This is a genomic window from Mesoterricola sediminis, from assembly GCF_030295425.1.
GTDB lineage: Bacteria > Acidobacteriota > Holophagae > Holophagales > Holophagaceae > Mesoterricola > Mesoterricola sediminis.
The window spans coordinates 3,843,216-3,859,804 of record NZ_AP027081.1; the positions used below are offsets into that span (position 1 = coordinate 3,843,216).

Consider the following 16,589-nt stretch of genomic DNA (forward strand, 5'->3'; position numbering starts at 1 on the left):
GTTAACTATTTATCTAATCTATAGATTCCGAACACAGCCTAGGCGCCCCGCTCCTCCATCAGCGCTTCCATGCGGCGCACGGCGCGCTGGGTGGACCAGAACCCCCACAGGGCGCCGAGGGCGCCGGTGGCCATGCCGATGGCCACCAGGAGGAGGACGTTCCAGGGCGAGAAGAAGCCCGTCCGCGCCAGTTCCACGAGGAGGGGGGAGAGCCCGCCCACGCCGCGGTGGAGGGGCCACCAGAGGCCGAGGAGGCCCAGGACGGCCCCGGCGCTGCCCAGGAGGCCGAGCACCGCGCCCTCCACCAGGAGGGGGGTCCGGATGAAGCCCTCGGTGGCGCCGACGAGGCGCATGATGGTGATCTCCTCCTCCCGGGCCATGACGCACATGCGGATGACGTTGCCGGTGGCGAAACCCGCGGCGATCAGCAGGAGGGCGCCGAAGGAGCCCAGGGCGGAACGGAGGAGGCGCGCCGCGCGCTGGAGGCCCTCCATGCGCTCCTGGTCCACCACCACGTCCCCGACGCCGGGGAGGTTCCGCAGGCTCTCGCCCACTTCGATGGCCCGCCGTCCCGAGCGGAGGTCGGGGCGCAGAGAGAGCTCGAGGGTCTCGGGGATGGGCTCGCCCAGGCTCTTCAGCATCAGGCCCGCGTCGCGGGTGGTCTCCATGAACCGGCGGGTGCCCTCCTGGGAGCTGACGCGGCGGACCTGCACGAACCGGGGGTCCCGGGCGAGCTGCGCCTCCGCCTGGTCCAGGGTGCCCCCCTCCCCCGCGAAGAGCGTGATGCGCGCCAGGGCCTCCATGCGGGAGACCCAGCGGTCCAGCCCCTGCACCACCAGCAGGCCGCCCCCGGCCAGGAACAGGCCCGAGGCGAGGGTGAGGATGGCGAGGAGATGCTGTCCCCGGTGGCGGAGCAGATCCTTGGCGACGTCCCGGGCCAGGACGCCCAGGAGGCGGTGCAGCACCATCTACAGGCTCCCGTCCAGGGCGATGCCCTTGATGGCCACGCCCGCGCCCAGGCTGACCGCCACGGACTTGACCGTGCCGGTGCTGGGGCCCTTCCACAGCCGCAGGATGTTCGTGCCCGTGCCGTTCCCCGTGCCCGTGACCACGTCGGCCCCCGCCATCCAGTCCTTGGTGCGGGCGTGGGCGAGGGTGCGCAGGTTGGGGAGGCTGCCGTCGGGCAGCGAGGCGTAGGGAGTCTGGGTCAGGGTGCCGATGGTGAACTGGCTCTGGTTGAAGGCGATCACGGGATTGCCCGACGCGAGCTGGCGCAGGATGTAGACCCGGTTGTTGGCCGAATCGAAGGCCAGGGAGGCCCACGTCGTCGAGGTGTCCCCCAGGAGGGCCTGGGTCCCGATGATCACGTTGCTGGCCAGGGCGAAGCTGCCGCCGGAGGAGAGCCGCGCCCGGAAGCCGGTGTAGTAGGTGCCCAGGGCGTCGGGGACCTGGTTCCCGTCCTTGAACCAGGCCAGGACGGTGCCCGAGCTGCCCGCGGTCAGGCCGGAGCCGCCGGTGTCCGAGGTGAGGTCGTTCCCGATCACCGTGCCCAGGGGGAGCGTCGTGTTGTTGGCGATCGCCGCCGGCGAGGCCACCACCCAGATGCGGCTGGCGCTGCTGTTCCCCTTCTCGAGGGCGTAGAGCGTGCCCGTCGTGGGGTCGAGGGCGGCCTGGTCGAAATAGTAGTTGGAGTAGTGATCGGTGGTGGAGCTGCTGTTGCCCAGGTTGAAGGAGACGATGTCGGTGACGTTGCTCAGGTTGCCGCTCTGGTTCGCCACGTTGGAGATGCGCACCACCGCGCCGTTCTCGTACACCAGGTAGAGGAGCTCCGCCGAGGGGTTGAGGGCCATGCCGCCCCAGGCCATGGCGCCGCGCCCGGTGAGGAGGGCCGAACTCGTGATGACCCGGTCGGGGGACGGCGCCGCCGTGCCGCTGGAGGCGGCGTCGTAGAGGGCGTTGACGTCGTTCCAGACGAGCACCTGCTGGCCGGTCTCGTCGTACACGTAGACCATGGTCCTGCTCGTGTCCCCGGGTTTGGGATCCACGCAGGCCGTCGCGGCGAGGAGGGCGAGAAGGGCCGGGACGGCGAGGAGGAGCCTGGGTCTGGTCATGCGGGTACGTCCTGGGGTCACTTGGCGAAGAGGGCCTTGAGGCCCGCGTTGAGGTTCTTGACGGTCTCCCCGTCGCAGCCCGCGTCCACGGCGCCCCGGGACACCGCCAGGGCCAGGTTCTTCACGGCCTCGGGGCCCTCGCCAGCCATGAGCTGCTGATTGGCCCTGGCCTGGAGCTTGTTGACCATGTCGTGGTGCTCCGGCGGCAGGACGGCCTTGGAGGCCTGGACGATGCGCTGGGTGAAATTGGTGAGCTTCGCCAGCTTGACCGGATCCTGGACCACCGGACGGGCCGTGGGATGGGGCGCGGGATGGGGAAGCGGTCGGATCTCCACGCGGGCAGGTTCGGCGGGCGCCACCGGGGGCGGGACCGGCTCGGGAACCGGCTCCGGAACGGGCGCGGGGATGGAGACGGAGACGGGGACGGGTTCCGGGGCCGGCGCGGGCTCGGGCGCGGCAGGCAGGTCCTGGGGGGGCGCTTCGTGGACCGGCACCTCCGGGCGCCGGCCGCCGCGGACGCCCTTGAGGATCACGTGGCCGGCCATGACGAGCCCATAGAGATCCTTGGCGATGGTCAGCACGGGCTTTTCCAGGACCTCGGCCAGCTCATGGACGGTGTACCACCCGGTGACGAGGGCCAGCAGCCGGGCCTCGCGGGGATTGACGCCGGAAGGCGTCTCGCCCGGAAGCAGGGTGGACTGGGGATGGAGGTCCAGCGAGGGGATCTTCTGGCTGATCACCCGCCATTCGTCCATGCGTTTATGCATTTCCATGAGGATGGACGGGTTGGGCTTGGTGATGGTCACCTCGGTCCCCGGGTCCTTCTCCTCGAAATGGTAGGTGCCGTCGAGCCAGAGGGCGATTTCGTAGATGGCGTCCAGGCCCTCGCAGTCGTTGGTGACGGCGTGGACGATCTTGCCGTCCTTCAGATAGATCCGGGCCTTCCGCGGCTCGTCCGCCACGTGGAAGCACCCCGTCTTCCCACCCTGGCTCACCAGCTGGATGATGTCGGGGAGCGGGGCTTCCCGCATGGAACCTTGGATCAGCCCTTGGGACATGGAGATTCCCTCTCGAGTAAAGGTATGCTTAGAGAGAATCCTAGCACGGTCCCCCTGAAGGTCACCCGATGATGGGTGCCGCCGCGGACCCGGAGGTTCCTGGAAGGGAGCCTGGATTCGGGCCTACAATCCAGTTTTCAGGAAGCGACCGTGGACACGCCCTTTTCAGAGATCGAAACCGCCATCGAGGCCATCCGGCAGGGACGCATGGTCGTCGTCGTGGACGACGAGGACCGGGAGAACGAGGGGGACCTGACCCTGGCGGCCGAGAAGGTGACCCCCGAGCTGATCGCCTTCATGGCCACCCACGGGCGCGGCCTCATCTGCACCGCCCTGGAGGGGGGGCTCCTGGACCGCCTCCACATCCCCCAGATGGTGCAGGACAACACCAGCCCCTTCGAGACGGCCTTCTGCGTCAGCGTCGAGGCCCGGGAAGGCACGAGCACGGGCATCTCCGCCCACGACCGGGCCCGCACGATCCAGGCCCTCGTCGCCCCCGGGGCCAAGCCCTCGGATTTCGTCAAGCCGGGCCACGTCTTTCCGCTCCGGGCCCGGGCCGGCGGCGTCCTGGCGCGCACGGGCCAGACCGAGGCCTCGGTGGACCTGGCGCGCCTGGCGGGCCTCCACCCTTCGGGGGTCATCTGCGAGATCATGAAGGACGATGGGACCATGGCCCGGGTGCCGGACCTGATCCCCTTCTGCCGGAAGTTCGATCTGCCCCTGGTGACCGTGGCGGCCCTGGTGGCCCACCGCCTGCGGGTCGATCCCATCATCCGCCCCCTCGGCGCCGCGCGCCGGGAGACCCCCTGGGGCAGCCTCCACATCCACCGCTTCGAGAGCCTGCTGGACGGCAACACCCACATGGCCTTCGTGCTGGGCGACCTGGCCGGTGATCCGCCGCTGGTGCGGGTCCACCAGGAGAGCCTCCCCGCGGACCTGGACGGGTTCGGAGGCGTGGAGCCCACGCCCTTCCATCAGGCCATGGAGGCCCTCCGCCGCGAGGGCCGGGGCGTCCTCGTCTACCTCCGCCGTCCCGCCGGGGCCCCCGAAGGCGCCGCCCAGGGCCCGCTCTCGGACCGGGATGTGGGCGTCGGCGCGCAGATCCTGGAGTCCCTGGGCGTCCGGGAAATGCGGCTCCTGAGCCGTCAGGAAAAGAAGTATATTGGTCTCCGTGGCTTCGGGCTGGACATCGTAGGCCACGTGCACCTGGACGCCCAATAATGAATTCTCAATTCCTCCAAGCCTCGCCCCTGTTCAGGAACCTGGACGAGGCGGAGCGCGCCCGGATCCTGGCCATCGGCCAGCCCAGGGCCCACGCGGGGGAGGAGGTCATATTCCGGGAAGGCGACCCTGGGGACGGACTCTACATCGTCGTCACCGGCGAGGTGCGCATCAGCAAGCACGCCGCGGCCGGCGAGGAGGCCCTCGCGATCCTGGGCCCCAACGCCTTCTTCGGCGAGATGGCCCTGGTGGACGATTCGCCCCGGGCGGCCGACGCCATCGCCAACGGCCCCACGGGCACCTTCTTCATCCCCCTCCAGGCCCTCCGCGGCCTGATCGAGACCCACCACGGCATCGCCCTGAAGGTCCTCTACGCGCTGTGCGAGGTCCTGACCCAGCGCCTGCGGGAAACCAACGAACGTTACATGACCGTGTTCACCCTGGCACAATGGGGGGGCGGCATGCCCCAGGCCAACCTGTTCCCCATTCCCTGACCCGGTCCCACGACCGGGCGATCCCCGACCCGAGAGGAGAAACATGTCTGACCTCGTCAAGCACATCACCGATGGTGAATTCCAGCAGACCGTCGCCCAGGGCGTCACGCTCATCGACTTCTGGGCCCCCTGGTGCGGCCCCTGCCGCATGATCGCCCCCATCCTGGACGAGCTCGCCGGCGAGCTCCAGGGCAAGGCCCAGATCGTCAAGATCAACGTGGACGAGAACCCCGTCGTCGCCGGCCAGTTCGGCGTCATGTCCATCCCCACCCTCCTCCTCTTCAAGGACGGCAAGCGGGTGGATCAGAAGGTCGGCGGCCAGGCCAAGCCCGCCCTGAAGGCCTTCATCGAGCAGGCCCTGTAGGATCCCCGCACGGAAGGGCCGGACGCCCCGCGGCGTCCGGCCCTTCCGCGTACGCCTCAGGCTTCCTTCTTGGCCAGGACCAGGCGGATCTCGTTGCCGGCGGGGTTGTGGATCACCTCGTCCATCACGAGGAGGATCAGGGGCAGGCCGCGGCCGCACTGGCGGTTCAGGTCCACGTCGGAGATGTTGGCCACGGTGGCCGTGTCGAACCCGGGCCCGCCGTCCCGGATGGCCACGGTGAAGCTGTCGCCGGTGAGCACGCTTTCGATCTCGATGTGGCGGTGGGCGTAGCGCGGGTCCGCGAGGCGCTCCTGCATCTGGGCGGCGTAGGCGTCCTTCTCGGCGAAGAGGTCGCCCTTGAGCCCCGAGTCCAGCTCGAGGCAGCCGTGCTCCAGGGCGTTGACCAGCGCCTCGTGGAAGGCCATGGCGATGACGTCCACGTTCGTGGCCTTGGCGAAGCCCATGGGCACGAGCCGGTCCGTCAGGTGCGTGACGAGGCTGGGGATGTCGAGCTCGTCGGCCCTTGCCCGGAAGACGCGGCGTTCCTCCACCATGCCCCGGAGGCCGCTCTCGGCCAGGCGGATCTCCCGGTGGAGGTCCACCAGGTGGAACACGCTGTTCACCAGCTCCCGGATGGTGAGGGGCTTCTGGAACAGGTTGGCCGCGCCCATGCGCATGGCCCGGATGGCGTAGTCCAGGCTGGCCTGCCCCGTCATGAGGACGACGGGCAGGTTGGGATGGGTGGACTTGACCCGGTTGATTACGTCGAAGCCGTCCATCCCGTCCATGTTGATGTCGGAGATGACCAGGTCGAACTGGGGGGATTCGGGGTCCTCCAGGAGGCGCAGGGCGCGGTTCGCCTCGGAAAAGGGGTGCACCCGCATCCCGAAGTGGGTGAGGGCGTCCCCCACCAGGCCCAGCACGGCCACGTCGTCATCAATGAGCAGAACATGAGGCGGCTGGGGATGGCTCATGGGGACGGACTCCGGGGGATACGTTCCTTATCGTGCGGGAGGTAGGCAATTCTTGAGCAATGCGGCTGTTTTTCCCAGGGTTCCCGTGAGGGCTTCCGGATAGGGTACCGGCTTCCCGGCCAGGGCGGGGCGCAAAGGCGTGGCCGCCAGCAGGGCTCCGATCCGGCCAGCCAGGCCATCGAGGGGCAGGACCTCCACCAGCCCCGCCTCCCGGAGGGGGACCACCAGGTCCTCGAAATTGGCGAACCCCGGGCCGATCAGGGTCGGCAGGCCGAAGCGCACCGGCTCCAGGGGGTTGTGCCCCCCGTGCCAGCCCCAGCCGCCCCCCACGAGGGCCAGGGTGCCCTCCCGGTAGGCCGAGGCCAGTTCGCCCAGGGTGTCCGCGAGGAGGATGCCCGTGTCCGCCCAGGCCCGGGCGTCCCCGGGCCAGGGCTCCGAGGCCCGCCGGAAGGGTTGGCCCGCCAGGAGGCCGGCCACCTCCTGGAAGCGGCGGGGCTGGCGCGGGGCCAGGATGAGGCGCAGGCCGGGCCAGGCCGCCCGCAACCCGGTCCACAGGTCGAGCAGGGCCGCCTCCTCCCCCTCCACCGTGTTGCCCGCCACGAGGACGGGGTCGGCCGCCCAGGCCTCCCGCAGAAGGGTCCATCCGGCGTGCAGGGGCCGGGGTTCGGGCAGGTCCGCCTTCAGGTTGCCGCCCAGGTCCACCCGGGGGGCCCCGAGGGTCCGCCAGGCCTCCGCCGAGGCCGCGTCCCGGGCCGCCACGAGGGTCAGGCGGGATGCCGCACGACCAAGCCAACGGCCTCCCCGGGCGAGGCTCCGCGGGGTGAGCCGCCCGTTCACGATGCACCTGGGAATGCCGCGGGCCTCCAGTTCCCGGAGCAGGTTCGGCCAGATCTCCGTCTCCAGGCACACGAAGGCGCCCGGGGGCACCCGCAGGAAGGGGGCCAGGCCCCGGGGATCGTCCAGGGGGAAGGCGCCGCCTGTGACCCGGCCCGTCCCCCGGTCCCATCCTGGCAGGCGGCGTTCCAGGAGGGCGAGGCCGTTGGCCGTCCCCGTGGTCACGTGCAGGCGGTGCCCCGCGTCCCGGAGGATGCCGAGCAGACCTTCGGCCAGGAGCAGTTCCCCCACGCTCACCGCGTGCACCCAGATCCAGCCCTGCGCCAGGTCCTCGCAGGGCGAGGCCTCCAGGCGCAGGCGCCAGTCCGGGGGAAGGCCCCGCTTCAGGGCCCGGGCGACCGCCCCAGCCAGGGATACGGCCACCAGGTAGCTGCTGTCCACCCAATCCATGGCTTCAGCGTGCCATGATCGAGGTGGATACGGAAAGGCCGCCCATGCTCGATGTTCTGCTCGTGACGGGTCCCCTGGGCTCGGGGAAGACCACGGTGGTGAACCGCCTGCTCCGGGAGGAGCTGGGGCGGGGCCGCAAGGTGGCCGTCCTGATCAATGAGTTCGGGTCCGTGAGCGTGGACGGGGTGCTGGTGGACGCCGAGCGCCCGGAGCTGGCGGGCATCGCCAACCTGGTGAACGGCTGCGCCTGCTGCAGCCTCAAGGCCGATGTGGTGAAGGTCCTGGCCGAATGGGCCGGAGCCCCCCCCGAGACCCGTCCGGACCGGGTGGTCCTGGAAACGACCGGACTGGCGGACCCCACCGACCTGGTGGACCTGGAGACGGACCCCGCCCTGGGGGGCATCCGCCTTGCAGGCTGCCTGACCGTAGTCTCGGCCCTGACCCCCCTGCACCACCTGGAGCAGCGCGCCCTGCTGCGCCGCCAGGCGGCCCTCGCCAGCCTGGTGTACGTGAGCAAGGCGGACCTGGACCCGAGCCTGGCGGTGGCCTGGGAGAGCCAGATCCGCGCCGCCTACCCCGGCCACGCCATCGTCCAGACGCGCCTGGGGGTGGCGCCCGCCGGGAGCCCCGACCCCTGGGAGGGCCTGCTGCCCGAGGCCCCCGCCTCCACGGGCCGGGTGAGCTTCGCCGGGGCCCGGGCCCTGACGGTGGCCTGGGACCGTCCCCTGGATCCCGAGGCCCTGGAGGCGCTCTTCCTGCGGCCCCCGGCCCGGGGCGAGGTCCTGCGGGCGAAGGGCGTCTGCGTCTTCGCCCAGTGGCCCCCCCGGAACGATGGCAGCGACCGCTGGGCCTTCCAGTTGGCCGACGGCCGCCTGGAGGTGGCCCCCCTCCCGCTCCTGCCCGGCGGCACCCCCGCGCCCTGCGCCGGCGTGGTCATCGGCCTCGACCTGGACATGCCCGCCTGGCGCGCGGACCTGCTCGGGCTTCAGCGCGGGAGCCTGGTGACGGACTAGAAAGCACCTAGGGTGTGTTCGTAATCTAGGATAGTAATGGCTAATACCCATCCGTGCCGGAGCATGGAGGAGCTGGAATAGTGAGTCTGTGCTGCAGTGCCTGATGGCGCCGCGCATTCGCAGCATCCTATTGGAACGCGGAGGCGCGGAGGATCTCGCTGAGGCTCGCGGAGAAAGGATCAAGCCCACAAGCCCCCTCCACTCGATATCCAGGAAAACCTCCCGCTTCACCTTATGGCCGGCCAGTCTCAGGGAGTGCGCCAGACAGACCTTGTAGGGATCTTCCAGGAGTCCGTGCCCCAGAGCCTTCTGGATCTCGATGGCCTCCCCGATGATGGCCTGGGTGATCTCCTTGTGCGGATGATCCTCCCCGTCGACCTCTCCCCAATGCCTTCCCATCACGCCTCCCGTTGGGACGTGTCATTGGGAGGTGGCAGGTTCCAGGAGCGCTTTCCTCCGCGACCCTCTGCGAGATCCTCCGCGCCTCCGCGTTTCATAGGATCAATGAGGATCCGGAACGCTTGTCACCCTCCGCTCATAGCCTCAGCCAGATCACGATGCAGGCCAAAGCCACCTGGGCTGAGAATTGGACGAAGCCGCTTCGCGGCAGGGGTGATCAGCGTCCGTCCAGCCTGATCGTCCAATAAGGCTTGCGGGATCTACAGCTTGCAGTCCCCATGGATGTGGCGGTGTTACAGCACCAGCCCCACATTCATGGAGGACTGCAATGGCGGTCAGTTTATCTCTGTCCCGGTTCGCCGGGGACCTTCAAATGGCGAACCGCGCCCATAAGACGATCCAGCAGTACGTCGCATCGGTGAGGCGTTTCGAGGAATTCCTTGGCCACGACCCATGCGACGCCAGCCAGGAATCGGTGCGGCGGTGGGTGGACGTCCTCCGGCAGCAGGCCATCGGAGCCTCCCGGCTGGCCCTCCACTACTCAGCCTTGAAGTTCCTCTATGCCCGGACCCTGGGCCAGCCCGAGAAGGTGGCCTGGATCACCGTCCCCAAGGCCAAGGCCCACCTGCCTTCCACCTTGAGCCAGGCTGAGGTTGCGCGGCTGCTGGACGGGTTCACCACCACGAAATACCGCACCTTCTTCACTCTGGTCTACGCCACCGGCCTGCGGATCAACGAGGCCTGCCGGCTCGAGACCCGGGACATCGACGCCATGCAGCAGGTGATCCACGTCCGCGATGGAAAGGGCGGCAAGGACCGGATGGTGCCCATGGGGGCCAAGCTCTACCGGGCGCTGCGGACCTACTACAAGCACATGCAGCCCCCGAAGCCTTGGCTGTTCGCCTCCAAGTCGGGAGGGCCCCTCTGCGCGGACACCGCCCGGCGCGCCCTCCTTTGCGCAGCGGCCGTCTCCGGCATCGGCAAGTTCGTGAACCCCCACCTTCTGCGCCACGCGTTCGCGACCCACCTGCTGGAGAGCGGCGAGGACCTGCGCAAGATCCAGGTGGTCCTGGGCCACGCCAGCATCACCTCCACCCAGATCTACACCCAGGTGGCGCCAGGCCAGATCGCCGCCGTGCGAAGCCCTCTGGAGGACCTGCCGGAGTAGGGCGGTGGGGTTCACCCGACCCCGTTTCGACATCGCCGACATCGTCCGCCTCCACCGCGACGCCCTGGAAAGCCGGGTTGCCTTGAACCGGCAGCAGCGCCGCGTCCTCACGGCCATCGGCCAATGCCGCACCGCGGCCCTGGGCGGGCACAAGGAGGTCTGCGAGCACGGTGACTTCGAGCGGATCGCCTACAACTCCTGCCGGGACCGGCACTGCCCCAAGTGCCAGGCCCTGGCCCAGGAACGCTGGCTCGACAAGGAGACCCAGCGCCTCCTGGACGTGCCCCACTTCCACCTGGTGTTCACCCTCCCGGCGGAACTGCGGTTCCTGGCCCGGCAGTATCCGGCCAAGTTCTACGGCGCCCTGTTCCGGGCAGCGACGAAGACCCTCCTGAAGCTGTTCCGGAGCCGACTGAAGGCCATTCCCGGCCTGCTGCTGGTGCTGCACACCTGGACCCGGGAGTTGACCTTCCACCCCCACCTCCATGTGCTGGTCACCGCCGGGGGCCTCGCCCTCGACGGCGGAGGCTTCATCCCCAGCGGGAAGAATTACCTGTTCCCGGTGGCCATGATGGGTGAGGTGTTCCGGGCCAAGATGCTCAACGCCCTGGGCCGGCTCCAGGCGAAGGGCGCCTTCCCTGAGGTCCCGAAGGAACTCTACGCCAGTCGGATGGCCACGGTCAGCGATCTGGACTGGGGCGTCCACGCCAAGAAGCCGTTCGGGCACTCCAGCCATGTGGCCGGCTACCTGGCCCGGTACACCCACCGGGTCGGCATCGCCAACTCCCGGCTCCTGGACGTCACCGAGGACCGGGTGACGTTCGCCACCAAGAACGGCAACACTGCAACGGTCCACCCCGTGGAGTTCCTCGAGCGCCTGGTCCAGCACGTCCTCCCCCCGGGCTTCCACAAGATCCGTCATGCCGGCCTCTACGGCTCCCTCCAGGCTGGCGGCCTTCTGGAGAAGGCCAGGGCCATCGTCGGGACCTGCAAGAAGCCCCGGAAGGATCCATCCGACCTGGAACGGGTGGAACGCGAATCCCAGACCTGCCCGGTCTGCGGCGGGGCCCTCCGTCGGACACCCCTGCCCGCCACCATCCGCGCACCGCCCGAGGACGATCCATGCTGACCGTCCCCACAACGCCCATGACATCAACTCCCGGCCTGCCCGGTTGGGGTGGCTGGACCGGGGTCTGCCTGCACCTCAGCATCCCGCCGGGAACGGTGATCCCGAAGGGCGAATCTGAGCCCCACGGAACGATCCAGGGAGCCATCGGGTCCCCTCCCGGGCTCCGACCCATTTCGAAATCCCCATAGCCCGGTTGCGCCGGCCCCCTGCCGCTACGGGCCTGTCCAAGAACGTAAGATCGGGCTGCGCGTCAGCGCGCCGGTCAAGGCGTACGCTCGTGTTCCTGCGAGCCCGATTTACTAACTAACTTCGCGCCGTTTTGTCGAACCTGGTGGCCAGCGCCCTGAACTGTTTGAGCTTGGCGAACCCATGCTCGATGGCATGGCGGGCCTTGTATAGGTGTGAGTCCCAGGCCGCCGGATTCTTGCGCCGGGGATGAGGTGGGATGACGGCTGTCGCACCCATGGCCTCGATCGCCTTCCTTACCGGGTTCCCATCGTAGGCCCGATCTCCGGACACGTACTCTGCCTGCCAACCGCACAGCAATCCTTCAGCAGACCGGCTTCCATGGGCTTGCCCCGGAGTGACCAGGAAATCCAAAGGATTACCGTGGGCATCGCAGATCAAATGGATCTTGGTCGAGCATCCACCCCGAGATTGTCCGAGCGCCTGGTTCCAGAGCCCCCCCTTTTGCCTGCTGAATGTTGATGAGCGCGAATGATGGTGCCATCCAGCATGACCCACTCCAGGTCGGCTTCCTTGCGCAGGAACTCCAGGATCCTTTGCCACACGCCGCGCTTGGTCCAGGCCTCAAATCGCGTGTACACGCTTGTCCAAGGTCCAGATTCCTCCGGCAGGTCCCTCCACGGCGCCCCAGTCCTGTGCCTCCACAGGATCGCCTCCACCATGGGACGGTTGGGGTGACGGGATCGCCCCATCCCTCCACGCTCTGGCGGAAGGAGCGGTTCAAGCTTTGCCCACATGGCATCGGTCAGGAAACGTCTCGGCATCGTTACCCCAGGAAAATTCGTGGTGTACGAGCCTTTACGTATGAGTACAAGTTAACTATTTATCTAATCTATAGATTCCGAACACAGCCTAGGTGTTTTGACTTATTTTCCAGGGTCGGGGGGCGCCGTAGCCTGGGGTCTGAACGGGAGGACCCATGGCCGAACTGCCCCTCGCCCTGGTCGTGGACGACACGGACATTCATCGCAGCCTCATCAAGATGACCCTGGGCGCCAAGGGCTACCGGGTCCTGGCGGCGACGGACGGCCAGGAGGGCCTCGCCCTGTGCAAGCAGCAGACCTTTTCCCTGGTCTTCAGCGACTTCGAGATGCCGAACATGAACGGCGCCGAATTCCTCCGGGCCGTGAAGCGCCTGCCCACGTACAAGGATGTGCCCGTGGTCATCCTGTCCACCCTGGAAGGCAACGACGTCAAGGAGCGGGTGATGGCCCTCGGGGCCTTCCACTACATCGTCAAGCCCTTCAATCAGGCCAAGCTGGACGAACTGTTCAAGAGGCTCGCATGAACCTTGCGGAGGAGGGGGCCCATCTCGCCGACCTCGCGGACCAGCTCGAGGACGAAGCCCTGGCCCTCGACAGCGGCGGAGACGCCTCCCATGTCCACCTCCTCTTCCGCACCGTGCACAACCTGAAGAGCCTGGCGGGCTTCGCGGGCCTCCGGGAGCTGGCCGGCGTGTTCCACCGGCTCGAGGACGGCCTGGACCGCATCCGCCGGGGACGGGAGGACTGGACTTCCGCCTGGTCGGACGAGGTCTTCCGGAGCATCGATCTCACCCGGCAGGTGCTGGACCAGGCGCAGGACCTGGCCCCCGGCGAAGGGACCGGGGCGGCTCCTGCGCCCGGCCCCGCCACCGCCCAGGCCGGCCTGGGGCTCCCCCTCACCCCCGAGCAGACGGAACGCCTGGAGGCGGCCCTCCGCGCGGGCCACGGCATCTACCGGATCGAGAAGCTCTTCCGCCAGGGGCTGGACCGGGAGACCTTCGACACCCTGCCGGTCATGGAGGACGTGGCCGAGGCCGGCAGCCTCCTGGCCATGCACCCCGGCTACGACGCCTACGCCGCCGGCCCCGAGGAGCAGGTCCTCAAGCTCCTCTTCGCCTCGCCCCGGACCCGGGAGGAACTGGAGCGCACGTTCTTCGATCCCCTGATCGAGGTGCAGGCGCCCCATCCCCTGCCCGAGGGCCTGGACCAGGTTCCGGGCGCCCGGTTCCTCATCGTCGAGGACGATGCCGCCTCCAGCACCGTCCTGGCGCACATCGTCAAGCGCTTCGGGGCCTGCATGGTGACCGGCACCGCGCGGGAGGGCTACACCCAGTTCACCCGCGCCTGGGACCGCGGGGAACCCTACCAGGTCTGTTTCCTGGACCTCCACCTGCCCGATCTCAGCGGGTTGGCGATCCTCAGCGCCCTGCGCCGCTTCGAGTCCGAGCGGCGGATCCCCCGGTCCCAGCGGTGCCGCGTGCTCGTCACCACGGCCAGCGAAAGCGTGGACGACATCAAGGCCAGCCTCGTCTTCGACGCCGACGGCTACCTGGTCAAGCCCGTGGATCCGGCCGTGATCGAGGAGAAGATCGCCTTGATCCGGGAGGCGTGGATGGCCGAAACTTGACGGGTGAACCCGCCCGTACTGATCCGTCGCGCCGCGTGGCTCCTGGCCGTGGCCGGGCTGCTGGCGGCGGTGTCCAACGCCCTGGCCGGACCCGGTCGGCGCCTGGCCTGGACGGGCCGGGTCCCCGTCCCGGCCCCGGCCGCCCCCGCCGGGCCCACGGCCGCGGCCCCGGCCGCCGACCCCGCGCCGGCCCCGATCCCGGCGCCGCGCCCCGCGGCGCCGAAGGCCTCGCCTGAACCCGGGCCCCGGCCCTTCCCGCCGGACCCCGGCGCGCCGGTGCGGGACCTCACCTCCGGCGAAGCCTGGGAGGCCTACCGGGCGGGCATTCCCTTCCTGGACGCCCGGCGCAGCGCGGACTACGCCGCCGGTCACGTGGCCGGGGCCTGGTGCATCCCCGTCTGGGAGGACGGCGCGGCCGAGGCCATCACCCGCTTCGAGGCCCAGGCGGCCCCGGACCCGAAGGCCCCCCTGGTGCTCTACTGCTCCGGCGGCGGCTGCGAGGACTCCCATCTGCTGGCCCGGCGCCTCCTGGAACTGGGCTACCGGAACCTGCTGGTCTACGGGGGCGGCTGGCCCGACTGGACCGCCCAGGGCCGGCCCACGGCCCGGGGAGGCTCCCGGTGAGCCTCCGCCGCGCCCTCGCCCATCCCTGGCTCCAGGTCCGGGCGCAGATCGCCCTGGGGGCGGTCTTCGTGGCGGCGGCCCTGCCGAAGATCGCCGATCCCCCCGGCTTCGCGAAGCTGATCTGGAACTACGCCCTCTTCCCGGCCTGGGCCGTCCACCCCGCGGCCCTCGTGGTGCCCTGGCTGGAACTGGCCTGCGGGGCCGCGCTCTGCCTCGGCGTCTGGGTCCGGGCCGCGGCGGGGTGGATCGCCGCCCTCCTCGCGGCCTTCATCCTGGCCCTGTCGGTGAACCTGGCCCGGCACCGCCCCGTGGACTGCGGGTGCTTCTCCACCGGGGAACGCGCCCGGAGCGAGGCCGAGCGGATCTCCGACATGCGCTGGGACATCCTGCGCGACCTGGGCCTCCTCCTCCTCGCCCTCCACGCGCTCGGGACCCGTCCTCGCAATCCCGCCGCGTGAAGGTAGAATAGGAGGTTTGGGGGGAGAGACCATGCTCGGTGCGCAAAACGTCACCATGCGCTTTGGCGCCAGGATCCTGTTCGAGGACGTCACCACGACCTTCGCGCCGGGCCGCCGGTACGGCCTGACCGGCCCCAACGGAAGCGGCAAGTCCACTTTCATCAAGCTCTTCACCGGCGAGCAGGAGCCCTCCAGCGGCACCATCCAGCGGCCCCGCAAGATGGGCGTCCTGGCCCAGGACCAGTTCGCCTTCGACGCCTTCCGGGTCATCGACACCGTCATCATGGGCAACAAGGGCCTCTGGGCCGCCCTCCAGGAGCGGGACGCCATCTACGAGAAGGCGGAGATGACCGACGAGGACGGCATGCGCCTCGGCGAGCTCGAGGGCATCGTCGCCGACGAGGACGGCTACACCGCCGAGGCGGACGCGGCGATCCTCCTGGACGGCCTGGGCGTCCCCGAGGCCTTCCACGAGCGCACCATGGGCGAGCTCCAGGGCGGCCAGAAGGTCCGGGTCCTGCTGGCCCAGGCCCTCTTCGGCAACCCCGAGGCCCTCCTGCTGGACGAGCCCACCAACCACCTCGACCTGGACTCCATCCACTGGCTGGAGAACTTCCTGCAGCGCTACAAGGGCTCCCTCGTGGTCATCTCCCACGACCGGCACTTCCTCAACTCGATCTGCACCCACATCGCGGACATCGACTACCAGACCATCATCCAGTACTCGGGCGGCTACGACGACATGGTCGTCCAGAAGATGCAGATCCGCTCCCGCCTGGAGGCCGAGAACACCCAGCGCGAGAAGAAGATCGCCCAGCTGAACGAGTTCATCCAGCGCTTCGCCGCCGGCACCCGCTCGAGCCAGGTCGCCTCCCGCCGCAAGGAGGTGGAGCGCCTGACCCCGAACGACCTGGCCCGGAGCAACATCCAGCGGCCCTACATCATGTTCTCCCAGGCCAAGCCCGGGGGCCGCCACGCCGTGGAGTTCGAGGACGTCAGCCGCGGCTACGACCTGGAGGACGGCAGCCGCCTCGAGGTGATCCGGGGCTTCTCCGCCAACGTCGCCCGGGGCGAGAAGATCGCCGTCGTCGGCCGCAACGGCGCCGGCAAGTCCACGCTCATCAAGGCCCTGCTGGCCAACGCCCCCGGCGTGACCGAGGCGGACCGCGGCATCGACGCCGGCACCGTCAAGTGGGGGCACGAGGTCAACGTCGGCTACTTCGCCCAGGACTTCCGCGAGTCCATCCCCGGCGGCCACGCCCTCGTGGACTGGCTGCGCCAGTTCGATCCCGACGCCATGGTGGAGCAGATCCGCGGCGTGCTGGGCCAGATGCTCTTCCGCGGCGAGGAGGGCATGAAGCGCACCGAGGTCCTTTCGGGCGGAGAGGGCTGCCGGCTCATGTTCTGCAAGCTCATGCTCCAGAAGCCCAACTTCCTGGTCCTCGACGAGCCCACCAACCACCTGGACCTCGAGGCCGTGATCGCCCTCAACACCGCCCTCCAGCGCTACGAGGGGACCGTGATCCTCGTGACGCACGATGAGGATCTCATCGACGAGGTGGCGACGCGCATCTGGAACATCACGGACGACGGGATCGAGGACTTCCAGGGCAGCTTCAGCGAATTCCAGGCCCACAAGGGACTATCCTGATTCC

At 69.2% G+C, this 16,589-nt stretch carries 16 protein-coding genes and 2 pseudogenes; 11 read left to right on the forward strand and 7 right to left on the reverse strand.

Annotation, left to right across the window (positions count from 1 at the left end; all coding sequences use genetic code 11):
- Positions 1–38: 38 nt before the first annotated feature.
- The 3 genes from R2J75_RS16660 to R2J75_RS16670 are packed head-to-tail and all read right to left on the reverse strand — an operon-like array spanning position 39 to position 3,142.
- Positions 39–968, reverse strand: a complete 930-nt coding sequence (locus R2J75_RS16660; RefSeq protein ID WP_243335943.1) for a cell division protein FtsX — start codon at positions 966–968, stop codon at positions 39–41.
- Complete coding sequence (locus R2J75_RS16665) at positions 969–2,111, reverse strand: hypothetical protein (protein WP_316410657.1); 1,143 nt, start codon at positions 2,109–2,111, stop codon at positions 969–971.
- A gap of 17 nt (positions 2,112–2,128) precedes the next feature.
- A complete protein-coding gene (locus R2J75_RS16670) occupies positions 2,129–3,142 on the reverse strand; it encodes a DUF4388 domain-containing protein (RefSeq protein WP_316410658.1) in 1,014 nt (337 codons plus the stop codon).
- A 177-nt stretch (positions 3,143–3,319) separates the two neighbouring features.
- Here R2J75_RS16670 and ribB point away from each other — a divergent pair, with 177 nt between their 5' ends.
- From ribB to trxA, 3 genes are read left to right on the forward strand one after another with little or no spacing between them, the layout of a single operon-like run.
- The gene (gene ribB / locus R2J75_RS16675) at positions 3,320–4,390 is read left to right on the forward strand and encodes a 3,4-dihydroxy-2-butanone-4-phosphate synthase (RefSeq protein ID WP_243335937.1); all 1,071 of its coding nucleotides are present in this window, start codon (positions 3,320–3,322) and stop codon (positions 4,388–4,390) included.
- Positions 4,390–4,884 carry a Crp/Fnr family transcriptional regulator gene (locus R2J75_RS16680; protein ID WP_243335935.1) on the forward strand — a complete coding sequence of 165 codons (495 nt, stop codon included), beginning with the start codon at positions 4,390–4,392 and terminating at the stop codon, positions 4,882–4,884. Before ribB ends, R2J75_RS16680 begins: the two co-directional genes overlap by 1 nt.
- A gap of 43 nt (positions 4,885–4,927) precedes the next feature.
- The gene (trxA, locus tag R2J75_RS16685; RefSeq protein ID WP_243335934.1) at positions 4,928–5,248 is read left to right on the forward strand and encodes a thioredoxin; all 321 of its coding nucleotides are present in this window, start codon (positions 4,928–4,930) and stop codon (positions 5,246–5,248) included.
- Between the two features lie 56 nt (positions 5,249–5,304).
- Here the strand turns inward: trxA and R2J75_RS16690 are convergent, their stop codons facing one another.
- A complete protein-coding gene (locus tag R2J75_RS16690) occupies positions 5,305–6,222 on the reverse strand; it encodes an ATP-binding response regulator (protein WP_243335933.1) in 918 nt (305 codons plus the stop codon).
- Positions 6,223–6,249: 27 nt separating this feature from the next.
- Positions 6,250–7,506: a 3-deoxy-D-manno-octulosonic acid transferase gene (locus tag R2J75_RS16695; RefSeq protein ID WP_316410659.1), complete on the reverse strand. Its 1,257-nt coding sequence runs from the start codon at positions 7,504–7,506 to the stop codon at positions 6,250–6,252.
- A 44-nt stretch (positions 7,507–7,550) separates the two neighbouring features.
- Here R2J75_RS16695 and R2J75_RS16700 point away from each other — a divergent pair, with 44 nt between their 5' ends.
- Positions 7,551–8,519: a CobW family GTP-binding protein gene (locus tag R2J75_RS16700; protein WP_243347571.1), complete on the forward strand. Its 969-nt coding sequence runs from the start codon at positions 7,551–7,553 to the stop codon at positions 8,517–8,519.
- Between the two features lie 204 nt (positions 8,520–8,723).
- On the opposite strand, the pseudogene R2J75_RS20005 reads toward R2J75_RS16700, so the two are convergent.
- Positions 8,724–8,918: pseudogene (locus R2J75_RS20005) on the reverse strand (GxxExxY protein); the annotation flags it as partial.
- Between the two features lie 328 nt (positions 8,919–9,246).
- Here R2J75_RS20005 and R2J75_RS16705 point away from each other — a divergent pair.
- Both R2J75_RS16705 and R2J75_RS16710 read left to right on the forward strand, forming a co-directional pair.
- Positions 9,247–10,086 (forward strand): tyrosine-type recombinase/integrase, encoded by an 840-nt coding sequence (locus R2J75_RS16705; RefSeq protein WP_316410090.1) that lies wholly within the window; start codon positions 9,247–9,249, stop codon positions 10,084–10,086.
- Between the two features lie 4 nt (positions 10,087–10,090).
- Complete coding sequence (locus tag R2J75_RS16710) at positions 10,091–11,215, forward strand: IS91 family transposase (RefSeq protein ID WP_316410089.1); 1,125 nt, start codon at positions 10,091–10,093, stop codon at positions 11,213–11,215.
- 303 nt (positions 11,216–11,518) lie between these two features.
- Here the strand turns inward: R2J75_RS16710 and R2J75_RS16715 are convergent.
- Positions 11,519–12,225 (reverse strand): annotated as a pseudogene (locus R2J75_RS16715) (IS5 family transposase).
- Positions 12,226–12,380: 155 nt separating this feature from the next.
- On the opposite strand from R2J75_RS16715, the gene R2J75_RS16720 reads away from it, so the two are divergent.
- From R2J75_RS16720 to R2J75_RS16740, 5 genes are read left to right on the forward strand one after another with little or no spacing between them, the layout of a single operon-like run.
- Complete coding sequence (locus R2J75_RS16720) at positions 12,381–12,749, forward strand: response regulator (RefSeq protein ID WP_243335073.1); 369 nt, start codon at positions 12,381–12,383, stop codon at positions 12,747–12,749.
- Positions 12,746–13,852 (forward strand): response regulator, encoded by a 1,107-nt coding sequence (locus tag R2J75_RS16725; RefSeq protein WP_243335075.1) that lies wholly within the window; start codon positions 12,746–12,748, stop codon positions 13,850–13,852. The genes R2J75_RS16720 and R2J75_RS16725 overlap by 4 nt, the downstream gene beginning before the upstream one ends.
- A 3-nt stretch (positions 13,853–13,855) precedes the next feature.
- Positions 13,856–14,476 carry a rhodanese-like domain-containing protein gene (locus R2J75_RS16730; protein WP_243335078.1) on the forward strand — a complete coding sequence of 207 codons (621 nt, stop codon included), beginning with the start codon at positions 13,856–13,858 and terminating at the stop codon, positions 14,474–14,476.
- Positions 14,473–14,934 (forward strand): MauE/DoxX family redox-associated membrane protein, encoded by a 462-nt coding sequence (locus tag R2J75_RS16735; RefSeq protein ID WP_243345757.1) that lies wholly within the window; start codon positions 14,473–14,475, stop codon positions 14,932–14,934. The genes R2J75_RS16730 and R2J75_RS16735 overlap by 4 nt, the downstream gene beginning before the upstream one ends.
- A gap of 31 nt (positions 14,935–14,965) precedes the next feature.
- The gene (locus R2J75_RS16740) at positions 14,966–16,585 is read left to right on the forward strand and encodes an ABC-F family ATP-binding cassette domain-containing protein (protein WP_243335081.1); all 1,620 of its coding nucleotides are present in this window, start codon (positions 14,966–14,968) and stop codon (positions 16,583–16,585) included.
- The last annotated feature ends 4 nt before the right edge of the window (positions 16,586–16,589 follow it).